A 22,646-nucleotide genomic window follows, 5' to 3' on the forward strand; every position below is an offset into this window, starting at 1 on the left:
GCATTATTTTTAATGAAAAGAAACAAATTTAATGATTTCTTTAGAAATAGCACTGTTCCTTTAAACTCAGATACTTGTCTTTAGCAATAATAATATGATCAAGCAGTTCAATACCAACTATTTTACCTGACTCTTGTATTCTTTTAGTCGCTGAAATATCTTCTTTTGACGGTGTCGGGTCACCAGAAGGATGATTGTGAAAACAAAGGACAGATGCGGCAGAAACTTTTAGTGCTGTTCGAAAAATTTCGCGCGGATGGACAACACTCATGTTTAAACTCCCAATAAAAAGTGTTTCCCGATGGAGTAAATGATTTTTGGTGTTTAAAAACAAACAATGAAAATGTTCTTGATGTAAAAAACGTAATTCTGGCATCACAAGAAGTGCTGCTTGTTCAGGAGTTCGAATTGTGAGACGTTCTTTTCCTTGCTGCTCTTTATGAATTCGTCTCCCAAGCTCAATAGCTGCAGCAAGCTTGCAAGCTTTTGCTGGTCCAATTCCTTTTATTTTTTGAAACTCAGTTACACTAGCTTGCTGAATTTCTGAAGTTCCACGAAAACGCATTATAAAACGTTTAGCTAATAACTGTACCGATTCTGTTTTTGTCCCTGTTTCCAGTAAAACTGCAACAAGTTCATCAAGTGACAAGCAATCTACTCCCTCTAGGGAAAGTTTTTCACGTGGCTGATTTAATTTTGAATTTAACGGCAACTTTAAACGCCTCCTAGTGTGAAATTAGATAGATTAAAAATCCTGTAAAAAGAAATGGAACGAAAGGAATCTTTGTCTTCCAAGGAATTTTCCTAAAAAGAACTGTCAGTCCAAAAAAAAGATTTGCACAGGCCAGCGCAAGAAAGAAAATCCAGTAGCTTTCTTTAAAACCAAGAGCTGTGCCTAAGATGATTAGTAATTTGGTATCTCCCATTCCAAACCCCTTTCGGAAAATAAAATAGAGAATGCCATAAAAACAAAAACTTAGTAAGAATTGCCATAAAATATCACTAAACGGAACGCTTTCCTTAAATTGGATTAGTAGAATAATCCCTAAGAAAACGAGCACTGCGGAGTCAGGGATATGTAAATAAGCAAGATCGGTTAATAAAAAGAAGAAAAGAAAAACAAAACAAGTGAGTGGAAGTATTGGATGGGAAGCGCTTTTTTTTAGATAAACAAGGAATGTAAAAAGAATGGGGAAAGTGAGTTCAGTAATAAAATAGGAATAAGAGAGTCTTTTTTTACAACACCAAGTTTTACCACGCAGAGCTATAAACGAAAATAGTGGAATCATTTCAAAAAACGAAAGACGTCGTTTGCAAAAGTCACACTGGGAGAAGCGAAACATAAAAGGTTGCTTAAGAGGAAAATGAGTAGCTGCAACTTGAATGAATGAAGCTAAAATCGCAGAGAAAATAAAGACGTTTAAATAAAGCATAGGTGGAACCGCTCCTCTTCAGATGAATATGGCTTATTATAGCAAGGCATTTTTTTATTGTCATTTTCTAAAAAAAGCATTTTAAGGATGTTATTTTCACTGAAAATAGAGCTTTCTCCTTAAAAAAATCAATGTTTATAAAGGTAATATGGCTCGAAAATGCGATTATAAAAAAACAAGCACCTTAAACGGTACTTGTTTTTTCAAGAAGATATTTTCTTACTTCTGATATAAAATATAACGATCCCGTAATAAATAATGGGGTTTCTTGTAACTCAGGCGAAATCTGTTCAAGGAACACTTTCCAGTCCAAGACGGGTGTTAGGTTGTGCTTTTCAGCCACTTCAAGAACATCTTTTTTTGCCATGGCACGAGGGAAATCAAATGTTGTAAGGTAAAACTCAACATTATCCACATTTGTTTGTATTTCTTGAATCATCTCATCGTAATTTTTATCAAGTAAAGCACTAAAAAGCAGAACAATTTTTTCTGAGTTCGTTTGTTGAAGCGTTTGAATCAGTGCACGAATCCCTTCAGGATTATGTGCACCATCAAGAATAATCGTTGGATTTTGGGCTATTTTTTCGAGTCTGCCAGGCCAAAAAGCATCAGCTAGTCCCCCTCGTAATCCTTCTTCTGATAAATGAATCCACTTTTCCGTTTCAAGCAAACGGAGTGAACAAATTGCGACAGAAGCATTTTGGATTTGATGATCACCAGCAAGACCTATCTGTAAGGCTTTAAGTTCACCAAAATCATCTCGATAGTTCAAAAGCTTGTCCCCTACCTTTTCTGCTACAAAATCTTTTTTGTACAAATAAAAAGGTGCGTTTCGAGAAATAGCTAGTTCTTCTAATGTTTCGATGACAGAATCTTGTAGTACACCTGCAACGACTGGAATAGAAGGCTTAATGATGCCCCCTTTTTCAAAGGCAATCTCTTCGATCGTGTCGCCGAGAAACTCCATATGATCGAGTCCGATTGTTGTGACGACGGAAAGAATCGGTGTTAAAACATTTGTCGAATCGAGTCGGCCACCGAGCCCCACTTCGATAATCCCAAAATCAATTTTTTCAAACTCTGCAAAATACAAAAACATCATGGCTGTAATAATTTCAAACTCAGAGGGTGGCCCGTATTCCCCAACTGCGATTTCTTCTGTAATAGGAGCAATTCGATTTGCGAGATGAATAAGATCGGCATCACTAATAGGAAGTGAATTGATGGCTATTCGTTCATTAAATGTCTCAATATAGGGAGATGTAAAAGTCCCTACACGATATCCTTCTTTTTGTAGGACCGAAGAAATAAAAGTTAAGGTAGACCCTTTTCCATTCGTTCCAGCAATATGGATAAACCGGTTCTTTTTCTCTGGATGATCTAACTTTTCAAGTAGCAGTTCCATTCGTGTGAGCCCCGGTTTGATACCTAAACGCAGCGTTCCGTGAATCCAGTTTAAGGCTTCTTCGTAAGTGTTAAAATACAAAGCTTTGGCTCTCCCTTCTATGAAAGCGCGAAATAGTCCGGGCAAAATTGAGGAGCTATTTCGCGCTTAAAGTTAAGCGTTTTTGAGTGCTCTGATTCTTTCTTCGACAGACGCTTTTTTCTCAAGATAATCTTTTTCCTTTGCTCGTTCTTCTTGAACAACTTTTTCAGGGGCTTTAGAAATAAAACGTTCATTAGATAGTTTTCCCTGAACTCGTGCCACTTCTTTATTCCACTTATCAAGTTCTTTTGTTAAGCGCTCAATTTCCTCAGAGATATCAATTAGACCTTCAAGCGGTAAGAAAATTTCAGCCCCAGTAATAACAGCTGTCATTGTCGTATTTGAAGGTTCAATATCAAACGAAATTTCGAGGGATTCTGGATTACAGAAACGTTCAATATATGAAATGTTTTCTTCAATAATTCGTTTGTAGGCCTCATCTTTTGGTTTGATTTGAATGGCAACAGGCTTACTAAGCGGTGTATTCACCTCGGAACGAATATTTCGAACGGCCCGAATAATTTCGACAAGCGTCTTCATCGCAAGTGCAGCTTCACCTTGCATTTGTTCTTCTCGAACAACTGGCCACTTTGCAACCGTAATGGAATTGCCTTCATGCGGCAAATTTTGCCAGATTTCTTCTGTTACAAACGGCATGAAGGGGTGCAGTAAGCGCATGGTTTGATCAAGAACATAAGCAAGAACTGACCGTGTGGTTTGTTTGCTTTGTTCATCTTCCCCGTATAGTGAGATTTTGGCAATTTCAATATACCAGTCACAAAATTCGTCCCAAATGAAATTATAAAGTGTTCTTCCTACTTCGCCAAATTCATATTTCTCAGAGAGCGCCGTTACCGTTTGAATGGTTTCATTCAGACGAGTCAAAATCCATTTATCACTAACTTCTGTTACGTGCGATAAATCAATTTCTTCATATTTCAGCCCATCCATATTAATCAAAGCAAACCGCGAAGCATTCCAAATCTTATTAATAAAATTCCAAGTTGCCTCTACCTTTTCAAAACTGAATTTCAAATCTTGCCCAGGTGCTGTACCAGTAGAAAGCGTATAACGGAGCGAATCCGCGCCATATTTATCAATCACTTCAATCGGATCTACACCATTTCCAAGTGATTTCGACATTTTCCGTCCCTCAGCATCACGCACAAGTCCGTGAATCAAAGTATCTTTAAATGGACGTTCTCCAGTGAATTCAACGGATTGAAAAATCATTCGAGAAACCCAGAAATAAATAATGTCATAACCTGTTACAAGAGCACTGTTTGGGAAATAACGTTTAAAATCTGGGGCATCTTCATCTGGCCAACCCATTGTTGAAAACGGCCAAAGTGCCGAACTGAACCAAGTATCAAGGACATCTTCATCTTGTGTCCACTCAGCTTCGTTTTCAGGTGGTGTTTCAGAAACATAAACTTCACCAGTTTCATTGTGATACCAAGCAGGGATTCTGTGTCCCCACCACAACTGACGGGATACACACCAATCATGAATATTTTCCATCCACGTCGCGTAGGTTTTTTCAAAGCGACTAGGCACAAAATTCACTTTTGTCTCCTCTGATGTTTGAATATCAAGAGCAGCTTTTGCCAAAGGTTGCATTTTGACGAACCATTGTAAAGATAAATAAGGTTCTACGACTGCATCTGTTCTCTCTGAATGTCCCACTGAATGAAGATGAGGTTCTTGTTTTATAAAGAGCCCTAACTCCTTGAAGTCTTCAATGATAGCTTTTCTTGCTTCAAATCGGTCCATCCCTTGATATTTTCCAGCATTTTCGTTCATGGTTGCATCTTCATTCATGACAATAATGCGTGGTAAATCGTGTCTGTTACCAACTTCAAAATCATTTGGATCGTGTGCTGGTGTAATCTTAACCGCCCCAGAACCAAATTCGCGATCAACATAATCATCTGCCACAATTGGAATTTCTCGGTTCATGATTGGAAGAAGAATCGTTTTTCCAATCAAATGTTGATACCTTTCATCTTTTGGATGCACGGCAACTGCTGTATCACCAGGGATTGTTTCAGGGCGAGTTGTCGCAATTTCAAGGAAACCACTCCCATCGGCAAGTGGATATTTCAGATGGTAAAAATGCCCTTCAATTTCCTTATGGATAACCTCAATATCCGAAAGTGCTGTTTTGGCAACTGGATCCCAGTTGATGATGTATTCGCCGCGGTATATCAAGCCTTTTTCATAAAGTGAAACAAACACTTTTTTTACAGCATCCGATAAACCTTCATCTAATGTAAAGCGTTCACGTGAGTAATCAAGTCCAAGCCCAAGCTTTTCCCACTGTTCTCGGATGAATCCTGCGTACTCTTCTTTCCATTCCCAAGCCTTTTCAAGGAATTTAGCACGCCCTAATTCATGACGTGAAACGCCTTGTTCTTTTAGTTTAGCTTCTACTTTTGCTTGAGTTGCAATCCCAGCATGATCCATTCCAGGCAAATAAAGTGTATCGAAGCCTTGCATTCTTTTGATTCTTGTTATAATGTCTTGAAGTGTTGTATCCCAAGCATGTCCAAGGTGGAGCTTTCCAGTTACGTTTGGAGGTGGAATGACAACGCTGTAAGCTTGTTTCGAATCATCACGAGAAGCTTTGAAGAAATCATTTTCTACCCACCAGCGATATCTCCCACTTTCAACATTACTCGGTTCATATTTTGTTGGCATTTCTGTGTTATCAAATTCCTTCATTCTATTTCCTCCCATCAAATTTTGCCTTTAAAAGTAAACAAAAAAACTCTTTCCATCCGAAAAGGACGAAAAGAGTTTAGATTCGCGGTACCACCTTTTTACCGAAAAAATTCGGCACTCATTCTAGTAACGATGCGATTTAGCACCGGTTTTTCCTACTTTAAAGTTCAGAAAAACAGCTCCAAGGCTACCTTCTATGAATTTTCTTTGAAAGTTCGCAGCAACCACTTTCTCTCTAGGAAAGAAAAATTCATATACTCTTCCTCTTCTTCGCTTTTTAGTATTATTATTCTCTTAGTCTATCAAAATTAAGTTCACTCGTCAATTAAGGAATCAGCTTTTCAAGCGTTTAAAAGTAGTTTCAAATGCCTCAAGCGTACGGTCAATTTCCTTTTCTCCGTGCATTGTTGAAATAAAGATTCCTTCAAACTGTGAAGGTGGAAGAAAAATTCCTTGGTCAAGCATTTCCTTGTAATAGCGGCTAAAGAAATCAAGGTCACTACTTTTGGCTGTTTCAAAATTAATCACTTTTTGATCCGTGAAGAAAAATCCAAACATGGAGCCAGCTTGATTAATTGCTATTGACACTTCATATCTTGTCGCAATTTCTTTGAGGTTTTCTTCCATTCGTTTAATAAGCGCACGGAATTTACCGTAATCATGTGGTGTCAATTGTTTGATTGTTTCATAACCAGCTGTCATTGCAAGAGGGTTTCCAGAAAGCGTACCAGCTTGATATACGGTTCCAGCTGGTGCGACGTGTTCCATAATTTCTTTTTTACCACCATAAGCTCCAACTGGGAGTCCACCACCAATAACTTTTCCTAGACAAGTTAAATCAGGCGTTACGACATAATATCCTTGAGCGGAGTAGAAGTCGACACGAAACCCGGTCATCACTTCATCAAAAATGAGCAAGCTACCAAATTTAGTTGTGAGCTTTCGCAGCCCTTCTAAAAATCCAGCGATTGGCGGAACAACTCCCATGTTTCCTGCAACGGGCTCGACAATCACACAAGCGATTTCTTCTCCAAAATGTTCAAAAGCAAGCTTGGCACTTTCTAAGTCGTTATAAGGAACCGTGATTGTATCTTTCGCTAAATCAGGCGGCACACCTGGGGAATCCGGTAAGCCTAGTGTGGCAACTCCGGATCCTGCTTTAATCAAAAGAGAATCTCCGTGACCGTGATAGCTTCCTTCGAATTTCAAGATTTTGTTGCGTTTCGTGTAACCGCGTGCAAGTCGAATGGCGCTCATAGTTGCTTCTGTTCCTGAGGAAACCATCCGTACAATTTCAATAGAAGGCACACGTTCAATAACAAGTTTAGCTAGCTCATTTTCAATTTCCGTTGGTGTTCCAAAACTCGTTCCTTTTCGAACCGCTTGAGTCAGTTTTTCAACTACTAGCGGGTTGGCATGTCCAAGAATAAGTGGTCCCCAAGATAAAACATAGTCGATATAACGATTTCCATCAATATCTTTAATATAGGCTCCATTTCCTTCTTCCATAAAAACGGGATCAGCCGCAACGGATTTAAAAGCTCGAACCGGACTATTTACCCCACCTGGCATTAATTTTAAGGCCTCATCGAATGCCTTTTTAGATGCTGAATGTTTCATGGTTTTCCTCCTGATTTTTTATTTTTGCAGATACTTCGCGACGTCTTTTGCAAAGTAAGTAATAATCAGTGATGCTCCTGCTCGCTTCATACTAAGAAGCATTTCCATCACAATTTTTTCTTCATCAATCCAACCATTGTGCGCAGCCGCTTTTACCATAGCATATTCGCCGCTCACATTGTATGCAACAACGGGTAAATGCGTGGTGTTCCGAATATCACGAACAATGTCTAAGTAAGAAAGCGCAGGTTTTACAATGAGAAAATCTGCTCCTTCTGCTTCATCGCTACTTGCTTCACGAAAAGCGTCTTCACGATTTGCTGGGTCCATTTGATAAGTTTTCCGGTCGCCAAATTGAGGCGCCCCGTCTGCGGCATCTCGAAATGGACCATAAAAAGCGGAGGCATACTTAACTGCATAGGACATAATCGGAATATGAATATAACCTGCTTCATCTAAACCTTCACGAATAGCTGTTACGAAACCGTCCATCATATTGCTTGGTGCGATGATATCAGCCCCGGCCTCTACTTGGCTAACCGCCGTTTTTTTGAGCACTTCAAGCGATTCATCATTCAAAATTTCTTCTCCTCGGACAAGACCGCAATGTCCATGGTCGGTAAATTCACATAAACAAGTGTCTGCTACGACAAGAATCTCAGGGAAAGCCTTCTTGATAATTCGCGTGGCATTTTGTACTACTCCATGATCGTGAAAGGCTCCCGTTCCTACGCTATCTTTTTCTTTCGGGATACCAAACAAGATCACAGCTTGGATACCCGCTTCTTTTACTTCTTGCATTTCTTCTTCTAATAGAGCTAGCGGGAACTGGTAAACCCCTGGCATGGAAGGAACTTCCGTTTTCGTTTCACCAAATTCTTTCACAAAAATAGGATAAATAAAATCACCCATCGAAAGTTCATTTTCTCTTACTAAATCACGCATTGCACGGGATGAACGCAAACGGCGATGGCGATCAAAGTTTTTTGTCATCATTCTTCGACTCCTTTATTATTAAATCTATTAAATTTTCCATTTGATATTTTTCAGGCTGAAAAGTCACTTCATAACCGTCTTTTTCAATTGCTTGAGTCGTTACTTCACCAATGGAACCAATGAAAAAAGGTTTATGAAATGCTAGATCATCTAAAATTTGTTTAAAGTTCCTCCAAGCAGAAGGACTAGCAAAGACAGCGATAAAATGAGGATAGCTTGCTAATGCACTTTTTAAGTTAGTCAAAGCTTCACTAGGTAAAACTGTATCATAAAGTGGAAGCCTGAAACAAGAGATCCCGAGATTAGTTAAAAATTGAGGTATTCTTGGCTTGGCAATTTTGCTTTGCGGGAGTAAAACAGCATTCGTCTCTGCTGCATTTTTTTGACTCCATTCCTTTAGAAATACTTCTGTTTCATAAAGACTTGGTTCAAAATCAACCGAAATGCCCCAATTTTCAAGGGCTTCAGAAGTTTTTTCTCCGATAGAAGCAACTTTTATATTTGTAGGTAGTTGTCGCACTTTTTGTAAAAAAAATCGAACAGAATTTTGGCTTGTAAAAAAAATCCAATCCACCTGAAGCGCTTTTTCTGTCCACTCAAAAGTGAGTGGTTTTACTTCAATCATTGGAATCGAAATTGCTTTTATTCCTGCCGCTTGTAAGCGCAAAAGACTTGCTTGATTTTTACTTTTCTCACGCGTCAAAAAAACAGCATCAGTCATGGCGCAGCTCCTGAATAATTTGCTTAGCCCCCTGATCGAGAAGTTCACGAGCAGCTTCTTGCCCAATTAATTCTGGCTCTGTTCCTGTTTTTTCGACAGTAAGTCGTTTGCTTCCATCTGCATCTGCAACGAACCCTCTGAAAAAAAGCGAATCTGCTGCACCTTTCTCTGCAAAGCCAGCAATCGGGATTTCACAGCCGCCATTTAAAGTTTCTAAAAATTTTCGTTCGCATTGGACAGTAAATGCAGTGTCAGCATCGTGAATAGAAGCAAGCATCTCTAAAAGCGCTGTATCCGTTTTGCGGCACTCAATCGCGAGAGCCCCTTGCCCGACAGCAGGAAGTGCGATTTCCGCAGAAAGCCGTTCAATTTTTAAATGAGATTCATCTAGCCAGCCCATTCGACTTAAGCCTGCTTCCGCCAAAATGATAGCGTCAAACTGTTCTTCCTCTAACTTACGTAAGCGTGTATCTATATTTCCACGAATTGAACGAATTTCCAAATCAGGTCGAATTCGTTTTAATTCTACGCTACGTCGCAAACTACTTGTGCCAATGAGAGCGCCCTTAGGTAGATCTGCAAGTTGATTTACTTCATGAAAAACAAGGACATCAAACGGAGATTCACGTTTTGGAATCGCGCCGATTACAAGTCCCTCATATAATTTGCTCGGAACGTCTTTCATGCTATGTACAGCAAAGTCAATCGTAGAGTCAGCTAGCTGATCTTCCACTTCGGAAACAAATAACCCCTTTCCACCGACTTTACTTAAAGTCACATCTAAAATTTTATCCCCTTTTGTTACAATTTCTTGAATCTTAAAATCTACCTCAGGATAATGTTTTTTTAATTCACGAATAACCCACTTCGTTTGCGTAAGTGCGAGTTTGCTGCGCCTTGAACCGACGATAAATTCCCGTTTCATTTGCCCACCTCATTTTTTTGATTTTGCAGTTGTTCAGTTTCAGCTTTTCCAGATAAACCAAAGATAGCTTTAAAAATCGCAATTTGAGAATCTGCATCTACTCTTTCAGGCATTTCCTTTATTTCAGCGATTGGTTGCTTTAGCATTTGATTAATAATGCTCTTCATATGTTTTCCAATCACCGTATATTCACGCTCTGTAAGTCCGGGTAGCTTGTGCTCTAAACTCTGCATAGTCTTTTCTTGAATCAAAAGCGCCTCCTCACGCAACTCGCGAATAAGGGGCACAACCCCCAAACGTTTTTCCCACTCAAAAAAGCGCTCTGCCTCCATATCGATCTCAGCTTCAAGCCGAGCTACAATTTTTTGCCGCTCTTCCGTATTAGCAGAAATCACCCCTTCAAGATCATCTAAATCATACAAAAAGACTTTCGCGAGATCGGCCGCTTTGGGATCGACATTTCTAGGAAGTGAAATATCAATAACAAGAATCGGCGAGTCACGCGTCTCGCTAATTTGTCGCATATCCGCTTCGCTCAGTAAATAGTCCTCTGCCGAAGTCGAAACAAGGACAATATCAGCATTTTGAAGTGCCATCTCAAGACCATCTAGGCTCACTGCTCGTGCATTTTCAAACTTTTGTGCAAGTTTCTTAGCATGTGATTCTGTCCGGTTAACAAGCACGATCTCAGAAACGCCACTTCCTGCTAAATTTTCTAAAGCTAACTCGCTCATTTTTCCTGCTCCAATTAAAAGAACTGATTTCTCACTTAAATCCGGGTAAATTCTTTTGGCAATTTCGACGGCCGCATAGCTAACAGAAACCGCATTTTCATTAATCTTTGTTCGGTGATGCATTTCTTTTGCAAAATGTATTGCTTCACGAAACAATTGATTCAAAATCGTCCCAGTTGTTTCAGTTTTTTGTGCCTGTAAAAAGGCTTGCTTAACTTGTCCGAGAATTTGTGTTTCCCCTAGCACTAAAGAATCCAGTCCTGCAGTTACTGCGTATAGGTGTTTGACAGCTTCTTTTTCTTCGTGGAAAAATAAATAAGAAGCGACCTCCTCAAGTTCCATCCCAAACCATTCCGCAAGAAAACGTTTCATATAATATTTTCCGGTATGTATTTGATCAACAACCGCCGTGATTTCTGTGCGATTACATGTTGAAAGAATCACATTTTCCAAGATACTTTTTTCATTTTGTAAAGCGGTAAGCGCTTTGTCAATTTCTGTTTCAGTAAAACTGAACTGTTCTCGTACCTCTATTGGTGCCGTTTTATGGTTCAGTCCAACAGAAAGGATATACATGTATACGTCCCCCTAATTTATATTAATTCCATTTTAGCACTTTTTATTCCGTTAATTCAATCACACAGTTTGTGAAATTTGTAAGGAATCCCACAGAAAAAGAGCTGACAAGTCAGCTCTTTTTTAGCGTTTTGCTTCAATGAATGACCATGCTTCTTCTTTACCCATTCCAGTCTCTGCTGAAAACAAAACAAAGTCATCTTCTCCGTCAAAATCAAGGGTTTCTTTTACCACTTTTGCGTTTTTTTGCCATTTACTTCTTGGAATTTTATCTGCTTTTGTTGCAACCACAATAACTGGGATTTGATAATACTTCAAAAACTCATACATCATCACATCATCATTCGTTGGCTTATGACGCAAATCGACAATTTGAATAACAGCGCGAAGTGGTTCACGCGAAGTAATATAGGTTTCGATCATTTCGCCCCATTTTTCACGCTCTTTTTTGGAGACTTTCGCAAATCCGTATCCAGGAACATCCACAAAAAACAAGGATTCTTCGATTTTATAAAAATTAAGCGTTTGCGTTTTACCTGGTTTTTGCGAAATTCGTGCCATACTTTTTCTACCAATCATTCGGTTGATAAATGAAGATTTTCCAACATTGGATCGCCCAGCGAGTGCAAATTCAGGAAGGTCACCTTCCGGATATTGCTCCTGCCAAACTGCACTGATCACAAGTTCGACGTTGTGTACCTGCATAACTTAGCCCATCCTTTTCCTAATCTCGTTTTAGTATAACGGAAAAACGCTTTTCCGACAACAATTTGCAGGAAAAGCGTTCACCATTAAAACTTATCGACTTCTTCTTTCACCATCTTAATAAATTGATCAAGTGGCATATTTTCCGAATCTTTCGAGCCGTAACGACGAATATTCACTTCGCCACTTCGAGCTTCTTCATCCCCTAAAACAAGCGCATAAGGAATTTTTTGAGTTTGAGCTTCACGAATCTTATAACCCAACTTCTCATTTCGTTCATCCACTTCTGCTCGGAATTTCGCCCGTTGCAATTTTTCTTGCACTTCTTTCGCATAGTCAAGATGAGCATCCGCATTTACAGGAATGATTTCCATTTGAACAGGTGCAAGCCAAGTTGGGAAAGCGCCTTTGTACTCTTCAATCAAATAAGCTACAAAGCGTTCCATTGTTGAAACGACCCCACGGTGGATCACAACAGGACGATGTTTTTCACCATCTTCGCCGATATAAGTGAGATCGAAACGTTCAGGAAGAAGAAAGTCAAGTTGAACAGTCGAAAGTGTTTCTTCTTTTCCAATCGCAGTTTTAACCTGAACGTCTAGTTTTGGACCATAAAAAGCAGCTTCTCCTTCCGCTTCAAAATAATCCATCCCCATTTCATCCATCGCATTTTTCAGCATTGATTGAGCTTTTTCCCACATAGCATCATCATCAAAATATTTTTCAGTATTTTCCGGATCACGATAGCTAAGACGGAAACTGTAATCTGTAATATTAAAGTCGTTATAAACTTCAAGAATGAGTTCGAGTACACGCTTGAATTCATCTTTGATTTGATCTGGACGAACGAATACGTGTGCATCATTTAATGTCATCCCACGTACCCGTTGCAAACCAGAAAGCGCCCCGCTCATTTCATAACGGTGCATCAAGCCCAGTTCTGCAATCCGAATAGGTAATTCTCGGTAACTATGGATGTCATTTTTATAAATCATCATGTGATGCGGACAGTTCATAGGACGAAGCACAAGTTCTTCGTTATCCATTTTCATAGTTGGGAACATATCATCTTGATAATGATCCCAATGCCCACTTGTTTTATAAAGTTCTACGTTCGCCATAACAGGAGTATAAACATGGTTATAACCCAAGCTTTCTTCCTTATCCACGATGTAGCGCTCGATCACCCGCCGAATTGTTGCTCCTTTTGGCAACCAAAGTGGCAATCCTTGTCCAACTTCTGCTGAATTGGCAAAGAGATCTAACTCCTTACCAAGTTTTCTGTGGTCACGTTCACGTGCTTCTTCTTGCATTTTAAGGAATTCATCCAAATCCTCTTTAGAGAAAAAGGCTGTTCCGTAAATCCGTTGAAGCATCTTATTATTGCTATCGCCACGCCAGTAAGCTCCAGCGACACTTAACAATTTAAAGACTTTAATTTTCCCAGTAGATGGAACATGAATCCCACGACAAAGATCGAAAAACTCACCTTGTGAATAAATAGTAACAGTTTCATCTGCTGGAATAGCTTCAATGAGTTCGAGCTTGTACGGATCGCCGACTTCTTTAAATCGCTTAATCGCTTCTTCACGCGAAACCACTTCACGAGAAATAGGCAAGTTTTCCTTCACAATTTTTTGCATTTCCTTTTCAATTTGCGGAAAGGACTCTTCGCTAATGGCGCTGTCTAAATCAATATCATAGTAAAAGCCAGTATCAATAGCTGGACCAACACCAAAATTCGCATCTGGGTAAAGTCGTTTAACAGCTTGAGCAAGTAAATGCGCAGAGCTGTGACGCAAAATACCCAGTGCATCCGGATGATCAGGAGTCACAATTTCAATTGAACCATCTTCTTCAATCGGTGTGACTAGATCCACCAACTGTCCATTAATTTTTCCTGCTAAAGCTTTTTTCTTTAAACTTGGGCTGATAGATTCTGCAATATCAGCTGTTGATACACCATTTTCAAACTCTTTTACTGAACCGTCTGGAAATGAAATTTTCATCACGATCTGCTCCTTTACTTTTTTATTTTAGTTCTGATAAGAAAAACAACTTTTCCCCGAGAAAATAAAAAAACTCGCCCCTTAAAACAAGGGACGAGTTATGCTCGTGGTTCCACCCAAGATTTCAAACAAACACAAAATTTGTTCTCTCTTGTCGCTGTTAACGAAAGCGAATCGTCTATCATTACTCACTAAAAGCTTTCCAGATAGAAGTTCAAAGGCGGTCCGATCTCAATTTTCGGTTTGGAGGTTCGCAGCTCCCCCTCCTTCTCTGTAACGTTCCATTAAGATGGTTGTCCTTATCATCACTGTTAATTTATTAACTAGCTCTAGTATACGCACAAAAAGAAAATTTGACAAGCTTTTTTTATTTACTTATTTACGTCGATTCTTTCCTTCAAGTTGTACTTCTTTAGAAAGAAAACGAATACGCTCCATAATTCGCCTAGCTTTTAACTGCTCTTCCATCCCATTTTGAGTGAATGTTAAGTGTGATTCCAGCTGTTTCATATTGTAGTTTGACGAGAAAAAAGTAGGCAATTCTTCTTGCATCCGAAACTGTAAAATAGCTCCCAAAACTTCATCTCGCGTCCAAGCAGTCATGGCCTCTGCACCAATATCGTCGAGCATTAAAACTTCAGTTTCTTTAGCAAACTCGATTTTTTCACTAACCGTATTATCCGAGATGGACTGTTTGATTTCACGCATGAATTCTGGCAAGTAAACGAGCGTAGTAGTTACACCACGCAGTGCCAGTTCACGAGCAAGTGCTCCAAGCAAATAAGATTTTCCAGTGCCAAAATTCCCATGAATATATAAGCCTTTTACCCGTTCAGACGAATCTTTCGAATACTGTTCGAGAAAATCAAAAGCTTCAACAAGTGCGCGCTGTCGCTCTTCCTCATCCGTATAAAAATGATCAAGTGAAGCTTCCAAAATTTGTTTAGGCATGTAGAGTGAGCGAATGCGGCGTTCCACACTTTTACGCTTATCCGCTTCAATTTTTTCAGGGGTCGGATAGTACATCACCGTGATAAATTCACCATTTATCACAAGCTTTGGCGCATAACCAGGCATGAGCGTTTCTTTCTTTGCGCGAAACTGTTCATCTTGTGTCATGAATTCATATAAGTTTGATAAGTTCTGATTGATCAACTGCTCAGTCACATCGTCTTTATGTTCATTTAAAAACGCCCGGATAGGCTCGTACTGAAGCACCTTTTCCTTTAGCGTATTATATTCTTTTTCAAAATCTCGTCCGCTAAAAAGCTGTCCAAGCGTTCGTTCAATTTTATCCACCTTCGTTCACCTACCTTTTTAGTTGTTTTTTTATTCGTTTCACTTGGTCCTCAAGCGCTTCTTTTTCTCGATTCGATAGCTCACTTCTAGCTGGCTCAGTCTCTTCTTTATCAAACCAATCTGGCAATACTTCCGTTCGTTTTTTACTGGAAAACTGCGACGCCCGGTTGTACCTTCTTTTTTCTTCAGGTTCCTCTTGCAGTCGTTTGTATTTTTCATGTTCAGCTAGCGCCAGCTCCATCGCTTCTTTCGCCGTCTTTACATTTTTTCGTTTCCAGTGTGCCGCAATCGTCATCATATAATTTCGCGAAATTTTACCATCTAATCGCAGCAAAACATATTCAATTAATACATTCATTACCGGTTTTGGTAAGTTTTGCTTCGTCATCACTTCTTCGATTACACGTAAGTCTGTTTCAGCAGGTTCAGCACCATCTGCAATATCGATCAAAAGTTGGAAAGGTGTGACACTTTCTAAATAAACTTGAAGCGCCTCTTCATCATTCACTTCTGGTTTTGACTGTGCCTCTTTCGCCGCCACTTCTTCTTTTGATCTAGTTACGAGTTTAGGTAAGTCGTGATGTTTTAGTTGATAACTTTCCCGAATGATTTTTCGAAGTTGTTCAAGTTGAATAGTTCCACGTGCATCAAGTGCTCGATATAAGAAAGAAGGCATTTCTTTTTCGTCCACTTGATAAATCGCATGCATCTTCAAAATCGTATCCATAACAGATTCCGTAATTTGATCACGACTCAGCATATTTGGAGAAAGCAATTGATAAAAGTAACCCCAATCAAATTCTTTTGAGTCGAGTTTAATTTTGCTTGGTGTTTTCTCTTCCATAAATTCAGTTTCAGAAGGAATTTCAGGCGTTTCGTTACCGAAACGAAACGGTTCAAACACATCTTGAAAGTTTCTCGTTACTTCGCTGTACTCAGTCCGATCGAACTTCTGATCAATAAACAATTGTTGCAATTCTTGATAGCGCTTATTCCCCACTTGACTAAATAAATAGATATTTAATAGTCCATCTTCAAAAAATTGTCTCGGAGTGAGAGGCGCTAAAAGTTCATAAACAAAAGTTTGATCATCCAATTCTGCTTTTTTGTAGGAACGAACAAGACCAAGTCCTTCAAGCTTAAGACGTGCTTCAAAAAAAGCTTGAAGGGAAATCCCAAGCGTCGTAAGCAACTGGGAATGAGGCTTTGCTTTGCTCCAAAGCTTATTTTCTTCCACTTCTTCAAGAAGGGAAAAATAAAGAGACAAAGCATGAGCACCCATGAGTGGTTGATACAGCTTAAGTAGTACTTTGCGGTTAAATTCTGTTATAATGCCATCTGCCTTCACCTTGTACCCATCGACAGGTCGTAATTCCATCCAAAATTCAGTCAAGTGCTTCTCACCCTTTATTATTTTTGTCCATTAACTCCTTCAGTTCATCGACAAAAACATTAATATCTTTAAATTGACGATAAACGGAGGCAAAGCGCACATAAGCAACCTCATCTAACTTAGCAAGTTTATCCATCACTTTTTCACCAATTAAATCGGAATCAATTTCACTTTCACCTAACGCACGAAGTTCGCGCTCCACCTCAGAAACAATATCTTCCAATTGTTCAATACTTACAGGGCGTTTCTCACAAGCACGGATCAAGCCGCGACGAACTTTTTCTCGTGCAAATTCCTCGCGTGCGCCATCTTTTTTCACAACAATCAGCGGACTTTCTTCCACCTTTTCAAAAGTCGTAAACCGAAAGCCACATTTTTCGCACTCGCGTCGTCTTCTAATCGAGTTCCCATCATCTGCCGGGCGTGAATCCACAACTCGAGTTCCATTATATTTACAAGAAGGACATTTCAAATTTCATTCACTCCCATCATTTCGCTCTATTATACCATGCCTTTTAAGCTGGTGTAAAAGTTCATTCACCTGCTCGCTCGTTTCTTTTAATGTCCCGCTATTATCAATGACAAAGTCTGCGAGCTTAGCCTTATCGCTAATCGGCATTTGGGTGGCAATTCTTGCAAGTGCCTCTTCCCTTGAAAGCCCATTTCGCGCCATTAACCGCGTAAGCTCTACTTCTTCTGTTGTCATGACAACAAGCACTTGATCAACAAGATCCGTTAATTGACTTTCATAAAGCAGCGGAATATCTAAAACAACAAATGTTTCACCACTTTTAAACAAGCGATCACGCTCTTGAAGCATCTCTTTTCGTACAAGTGGATGAACAATTTTGTTCAGTTGCTCCCGTTTTTGGCTATCATGAAAAATGATTTCACCTAGCTTCGCTCGATTTAATGCCCCCTTCGAAAGCACCTCATCTCCAAAAGTAGAAACAATTTTTTTAAGTCCAACCGTGCCTTTTTCCACTACTTTTCTCGCCACTAGATCAGCGTCAATGACGGGAATCTTTTCATCTTGCAACATCTTACTAACCGTTGATTTTCCGGTAGCAATGCTCCCAGTAAGTCCCAGTGTGAATTCCATTTTCCCACCTCTATTTTTGACAATGCGGACAAAAATGTGTGCCCCGCCCGTTCAACTTAATTTTTTCGATCAAAGTTCCACAAGTAGGACATGGTTCACCTTCATGACCATAAACAACTAATTTTTCTTGAAAACGCCCGAGCTCCCCTTGCGAGTTCACATAAGTTCGAATTGTGGAACCACCAAGTATAACAGCTTCCTCCATAATCGCCATTGTCGCTTCATAAATCCGGCTTACTTCAAGCTTAGAAAGCGAATTCGCCGCTCGAGTGGGTAAAACCTTTGCCCGGTAGCAAATCTCGTCTGCGTAAATATTTCCGATGCCAGCAACTAACTTTTGGTCAACTAAAATTGTTTTAATGGCGCGCGACGATTTCTTTAAGCGAGAACGAAAAGGGGCGAGCTCAAAACTTCCAGGAAAAGGTTCCGGTCCAAGTTTTAAAATGGATTTTGTATCGGCTTCCCCGTGCTTTTGAATCCATTCCATCGTCCCAAATTTACGAACATCTAAAAATCTCAGTTCAGTGTGATCCGTAAAATGAAAACGAATATGTGTATGCTTTGTCACCTCATCAGTATCCTCGTTCAAACGGAATTTCCCTTCCATTCGCAAATGGGCAAGCAACGAGCAGTTCGTTAAATCAAAAATCAAAAACTTCCCGCGCCGTCGTACAGCTTCGAACTCCTCACCAACGAGAGCCAATTTAAATTCATCTGGATCTCCATTCACGATCATTTTAGGAACACGAACCGTCACACGATCAATTTTCTTTCCAATCACAAGTTCATTTAACGTTTTTCGTACATTTTCGACTTCTGGTAATTCTGGCATGTTTCATTAACTCCTTTTATTTCGCATCATACCACGTGTCACCAAATGCAGCGTCCGCTTTAAGCGGTACATCAAGTGTTACCGCATTTTCCATAACATCTGGCACGACTTTTTCTAGTATCTGAATCTCGTCTTCTGGAGCCTCAAAAATCAATTCATCGTGCACTTGAAGCAACAGACGAGCTTGCAATTTTTCTTTTTCCAACCGATCACTCATCAAAATCATCGCTTTTTTAATAATATCAGCCGCACTTCCTTGAATCGGCGTATTCATTGCAGTACGTTCCGCAAAACTACGAACATTAAAGTTACGACTTGTAATCTCTGGAATATAGCGTCTCCGGTGCAAGATCGTTTCCACATATCCAGTTTCTTTAGCTTGACGTACAATTTCATGCATGTACTCTTGCACGGCAGGATAGCTTTCAAAATAGCGGTCAATAAATGCCTTTGCTTCTTTACGAGTAATCCCGAGGTTTTGTGACAATCCGTAATCACTAATTCCATAAACAATTCCAAAGTTGACCGCTTTAGCTTGACGTCGCATCAGAGAGTCCACTTGGTCCTCATCCACATGAAAAACATCCATAGCCGTTTTAGTATGAATATCATAATCATGCTTAAAAGCATAAATTAAATTTTCATCTTTTGAGATGTGCGCTAGAACTCGAAGCTCAACCTGCGAATAGTCTGCTGAGAAAATTTTCCATCCAGGTTCGCTAGGAACAAAAGCTTGTCGGATTTTCCGACCTTCTTCAAGTCGGATCGGAATGTTTTGCAAGTTCGGATCGACAGAACTTAAACGACCCGTTTGGGCAAGTGTCTGATTGAAGCGAGTGTGTACTTTATGTGTCTTTTTATCCGTAACTTTAAGCAATCCTTCAATATATGTGGATTGAAGCTTACCGAGCTGACGATAAATTAAAATTTCTTCAATAATCGGGTGTTGTCCAGACAAAGCCTCAAGAACATCCGCTGCTGTCGAGTAACCAGTTTTTGTTTTTTTGATAACTGGAAGTCCTAATTTTTCAAACAAAACAACTCCAAGTTGTTTCGGCGAATTGATGTTAAATTCATATCCAGCCAAGCTATGAATGGACTTTTCAAGCGTATCAATTCGTTCAGCAAGCTCTGCTTTCATTTCTAGCAAACGGTCCGTATCCACGCGCACACCAAAAATTTCCATTTTAGCAAGAACAAATGAAAGTGGCAACTCAAGACTTGTCAGAAGTTCCATCTGTTCATTTTCTTCTAAATCTTGTGTGAGTGGCTTTTCGAGTTGAAAAACGGCAACAGCTTTATGTGCTAAATGATCCGCGACCTTTTTTTCCTCAGGAACCTTGTATTTAGCTCCTTTTCCGTAAACAGCTTCATCCGTTTGAACGTTGCTAAAATCATGCTGCCTCGCCACACTCGCGAAGTCATCAATGGTTTCAGAAGGATTCAATAAATAAGAAGCCAACATAGCATCAAATGTAATCCCTTTTATTTCCAATTCCAGTCGGTGGAGTGCTACAGTTATTTTTTTCGCATCGTAAACGAACTTCTTCTCATCCTTAGAAAGAGCCCACTTTTTAAAAGCCGAACTTTTCTTGGCCGTTTCAGCTGTGAAGAAAAAAGTTCCTGCTTTTGAGTGTAAACTAAACCCAACAAATGGTGCTGTGTGGTAATTTTCATTTTCAAGTTCCACGTAGAGCGCAGCAGGCGAAGCAAAATGTGTATCTGTTAGAGCCGTTATAACCTCAAAATCAACATCCTGAACACTAGCGGCTACTTCATCAGTCGCTTCACCCTCGATATTTTTTAAAATTGATTTAAAATCCATTTCTTTTAAAAAGGGAACGACTTTTTCTGTTTGAAAACCAGAATAATTGGTATCCGAAAGCTTGACTTCAACAGGTGAATCCGTATTGATAGTTGCTAGTTCTTTACTCAAAAGTGCCAAATCTTTATTATCCATCACTTTTTCTTGCAATTTCTTACCAGATATTTCACCTGCATGTTCTAGTACGCTTTCGACAGTTCCGCCGTATTGGTGAAGTAATTTTAACGCGGTTTTTTCACCAACACCGGGAATTCCAGGAATATTATCCGAAGAATCTCCCATTAATCCTTTCATATCGATAATTTGCTCTGGAGAGAGATCATACTTTTCACGTAAAGTATCAGGCGTGTTTTTTTCCATATCTGTGATCCCTTTTCTAGTAATATAAACGGTTGTTTGTTCACTTGCCAACTGCGTTAAATCTCGATCACCAGTAATAATAATCGTTTCAAGCTTATCTTGTTCTGCTTTTTTAGCAAGTGTTCCAATAATATCATCCGCTTCGTAATCTTTGAGTTCATAATGAGGAATATCATAGGCATCAAGCAGTTCTCTAATAAAAGGAAACTGCTCGCTTAGTTCACTTAGTGTTTTTTGTCTGCCACCTTTATAACCTTTGAAAGTTTGGTGACGAAATGTTGTTTTTCCTGCATCAAAAGCCACAAGCACATGATCGGGCTTCTCATTTTCTAGTACATTATTTAACATCATTGCAAAACCATACACCGCATTCGTGTAAATCCCTTTTTCATTTGTTAAAAGTGGAAGTGCATAAAATGCGCGATTTGCAATACTGTTTCCATCAATTAAAATCAATTTACCCACAGGAAAAATCCTCCTCGTTTTCAAGTTTTCACTTGCATTTATTTTACCATAATTTGGCCTGTGATTAATAGTTTGAGCGTCTAAATCAAAAAAGAGCGCGACGGTTTGTCGTGCTCTTTTTAAAAACGAACAAAAATATAAACTTTTTACATTACATCCCAGAAAAAACGAACTTTCTTATAAATTTCCGATTAATTCATTCGCGAATTCCGAGCATTTCAGTTCTGTTGCATTATCCATTAAACGAGCAAAATCATAAGTGACGGTCTTAGCTTGAATTGTCTTTTCCATCGATTGTGTGATTAGATCCGCGGCTTCATTCCAACCTAAATGCTCTAAAAGTAACGTACCAGAAAGAATAACGGAAGATGGATTAACCTTATCGAGCCCCGCATATTTCGGTGCAGTTCCATGTGTCGCTTCAAAAATTGCATGTCCAGTTTGGTAATTTATGTTGGCACCTGGAGCAATTCCAATTCCGCCAACTTGTGCCGATAGGGCATCAGAGATATAATCCCCATTTAAGTTCATTGTCGCAACAACATCAAATTCAGCCGGTCGCGTTAAAATTTGTTGCAAAAAGATATCCGCAATAGAATCTTTGATAAGAATTTTCCCAGCATCTAAAGCTTCTTGCTGTTTTAAATCTGCTACTTCTGTTCCTTCTGCTTCTTTAATCAGGTCATATTCATTCCACGTAAACACCTGATCTTTGAATTCCCGTTCGCAAAGCTCATAGCCCCATTGTTTAAAGGCTCCTTCCGTAAACTTCATGATGTTTCCTTTATGAACTAAAGTAACGGACTTGCGGTTTTCTTTCATCGCATAAAGAACTGCCGAGCGAACAAGTCTCTCTGTTCCTTCTTTTGAGATAGGCTTAACACCAATTCCTGATGTTTCAGGAAAACGGATATTTTTAACATTAAATTCAGATTCAAGAAATTGAATTAGTTTTTGTGCTTCCGCGCTACCTTCTTTAAATTCAATCCCTGCATAAATATCTTCTGTATTTTCTCGAAAAATGACCATATCAGTATCTTCAGGTCGTTTAACAGGAGACGGGACACCTGTAAAATAGCGCACAGGACGCAAACAAACATACAGGTCTAATTCTTGTCTAAGCGCAACATTGAGCGAACGAATTCCCCCGCCAATTGGTGTTGTAAGCGGCCCTTTAATAGCAATTAAATAGTCAGAAATCACATCAAGCGTTTCTTGCGGAAGCCATTCACCAGTTTGTTTAAAAGCTTTTTCGCCGGCTAAAACTTCTTTCCATTCGATTTTGCGTGATCCTCCGTATGCTTTGTTAACAGCGGAATCTAGCACTCGTTTAGCAGCTCGCCAAATATCAGGACCAGTTCCATCTCCTTCGATAAATGGAATGATGGGCTCATCGGGTGTATGAAGCACCCCGTTTTTCACTTGAATTTTTTCAGCCATA

At 39.5% G+C, this 22,646-nt stretch carries 18 protein-coding genes and 2 other annotated features; all 18 genes read right to left on the bottom strand.

Features of this window, described 5'->3' with window-relative positions:
- Positions 1–40 precede the first annotated feature (40 nt).
- The gene (gene radC, locus HB912_RS04465; RefSeq protein WP_185372431.1) at positions 41–712 is read right to left on the bottom strand and encodes a RadC family protein; all 672 of its coding nucleotides are present in this window, start codon (positions 710–712) and stop codon (positions 41–43) included.
- 13 nt (positions 713–725) lie between these two features.
- On the bottom strand, positions 726–1,433 hold the full coding sequence (locus HB912_RS13390) for a prepilin peptidase (RefSeq protein WP_185372432.1): 708 nt from the start codon (positions 1,431–1,433) through the stop codon (positions 726–728).
- 184 nt (positions 1,434–1,617) lie between these two features.
- Positions 1,618–2,919: a bifunctional folylpolyglutamate synthase/dihydrofolate synthase gene (locus tag HB912_RS04475; protein WP_185372434.1), complete on the bottom strand. Its 1,302-nt coding sequence runs from the start codon at positions 2,917–2,919 to the stop codon at positions 1,618–1,620.
- 72 nt (positions 2,920–2,991) lie between these two features.
- A complete protein-coding gene (locus tag HB912_RS04480) occupies positions 2,992–5,643 on the bottom strand; it encodes a valine--tRNA ligase (protein ID WP_185372436.1) in 2,652 nt (883 codons plus the stop codon).
- A gap of 58 nt (positions 5,644–5,701) precedes the next feature.
- Positions 5,702–5,923, bottom strand: a binding site (T-box leader).
- A 53-nt stretch (positions 5,924–5,976) separates the two neighbouring features.
- Positions 5,977–7,263 carry a glutamate-1-semialdehyde 2,1-aminomutase gene (gene hemL, locus HB912_RS04485; protein ID WP_185372438.1) on the bottom strand — a complete coding sequence of 429 codons (1,287 nt, stop codon included), beginning with the start codon at positions 7,261–7,263 and terminating at the stop codon, positions 5,977–5,979.
- Positions 7,264–7,281: 18 nt separating this feature from the next.
- Entirely contained in the window at positions 7,282–8,256 is a 975-nt protein-coding gene (hemB, locus tag HB912_RS04490) for a porphobilinogen synthase (RefSeq protein ID WP_185372880.1), read from the bottom strand.
- A complete protein-coding gene (locus tag HB912_RS04495) occupies positions 8,240–8,980 on the bottom strand; it encodes a uroporphyrinogen-III synthase (RefSeq protein ID WP_185372440.1) in 741 nt (246 codons plus the stop codon). Before HB912_RS04495 ends, hemB begins: the two co-directional genes overlap by 17 nt.
- The gene (gene hemC / locus HB912_RS04500; RefSeq protein WP_185372441.1) at positions 8,973–9,905 is read right to left on the bottom strand and encodes a hydroxymethylbilane synthase; all 933 of its coding nucleotides are present in this window, start codon (positions 9,903–9,905) and stop codon (positions 8,973–8,975) included. The genes HB912_RS04495 and hemC overlap by 8 nt, the downstream gene beginning before the upstream one ends.
- A complete protein-coding gene (gene hemA, locus HB912_RS04505; RefSeq protein ID WP_185372443.1) occupies positions 9,902–11,215 on the bottom strand; it encodes a glutamyl-tRNA reductase in 1,314 nt (437 codons plus the stop codon). Before hemA ends, hemC begins: the two co-directional genes overlap by 4 nt.
- A gap of 123 nt (positions 11,216–11,338) precedes the next feature.
- The gene (yihA, locus tag HB912_RS04510; RefSeq protein ID WP_185372445.1) at positions 11,339–11,920 is read right to left on the bottom strand and encodes a ribosome biogenesis GTP-binding protein YihA/YsxC; all 582 of its coding nucleotides are present in this window, start codon (positions 11,918–11,920) and stop codon (positions 11,339–11,341) included.
- Between the two features lie 86 nt (positions 11,921–12,006).
- The gene (gene thrS, locus HB912_RS04515) at positions 12,007–13,929 is read right to left on the bottom strand and encodes a threonine--tRNA ligase (RefSeq protein WP_185372447.1); all 1,923 of its coding nucleotides are present in this window, start codon (positions 13,927–13,929) and stop codon (positions 12,007–12,009) included.
- A gap of 86 nt (positions 13,930–14,015) precedes the next feature.
- Positions 14,016–14,244: a binding site (T-box leader), on the bottom strand.
- 60 nt (positions 14,245–14,304) lie between these two features.
- The gene (gene dnaI, locus HB912_RS04520; protein WP_185372449.1) at positions 14,305–15,228 is read right to left on the bottom strand and encodes a primosomal protein DnaI; all 924 of its coding nucleotides are present in this window, start codon (positions 15,226–15,228) and stop codon (positions 14,305–14,307) included.
- Positions 15,229–15,238: 10 nt separating this feature from the next.
- Entirely contained in the window at positions 15,239–16,621 is a 1,383-nt protein-coding gene (locus HB912_RS04525; RefSeq protein WP_185372451.1) for a replication initiation and membrane attachment family protein, read from the bottom strand.
- A gap of 7 nt (positions 16,622–16,628) precedes the next feature.
- Positions 16,629–17,093 (bottom strand): transcriptional regulator NrdR, encoded by a 465-nt coding sequence (gene nrdR, locus HB912_RS04530; protein WP_115752432.1) that lies wholly within the window; start codon positions 17,091–17,093, stop codon positions 16,629–16,631.
- 3 nt (positions 17,094–17,096) lie between these two features.
- A complete protein-coding gene (gene coaE, locus HB912_RS04535) occupies positions 17,097–17,723 on the bottom strand; it encodes a dephospho-CoA kinase (protein ID WP_185372453.1) in 627 nt (208 codons plus the stop codon).
- Between the two features lie 10 nt (positions 17,724–17,733).
- Positions 17,734–18,555, bottom strand: a complete 822-nt coding sequence (mutM, locus tag HB912_RS04540; RefSeq protein WP_185372455.1) for a DNA-formamidopyrimidine glycosylase — start codon at positions 18,553–18,555, stop codon at positions 17,734–17,736.
- 16 nt (positions 18,556–18,571) lie between these two features.
- The gene (polA, locus tag HB912_RS04545) at positions 18,572–21,205 is read right to left on the bottom strand and encodes a DNA polymerase I (protein ID WP_185372458.1); all 2,634 of its coding nucleotides are present in this window, start codon (positions 21,203–21,205) and stop codon (positions 18,572–18,574) included.
- Positions 21,206–21,382: 177 nt separating this feature from the next.
- Positions 21,383–22,645 carry an NADP-dependent isocitrate dehydrogenase gene (gene icd, locus HB912_RS04550; protein ID WP_185372460.1) on the bottom strand — a complete coding sequence of 421 codons (1,263 nt, stop codon included), beginning with the start codon at positions 22,643–22,645 and terminating at the stop codon, positions 21,383–21,385.
- Position 22,646: the final 1 nt, after the last annotated feature.

Source organism: Listeria aquatica, assembly GCF_014223975.1.
GTDB classification, from domain to species: domain Bacteria; phylum Bacillota; class Bacilli; order Lactobacillales; family Listeriaceae; genus Listeria; species Listeria aquatica.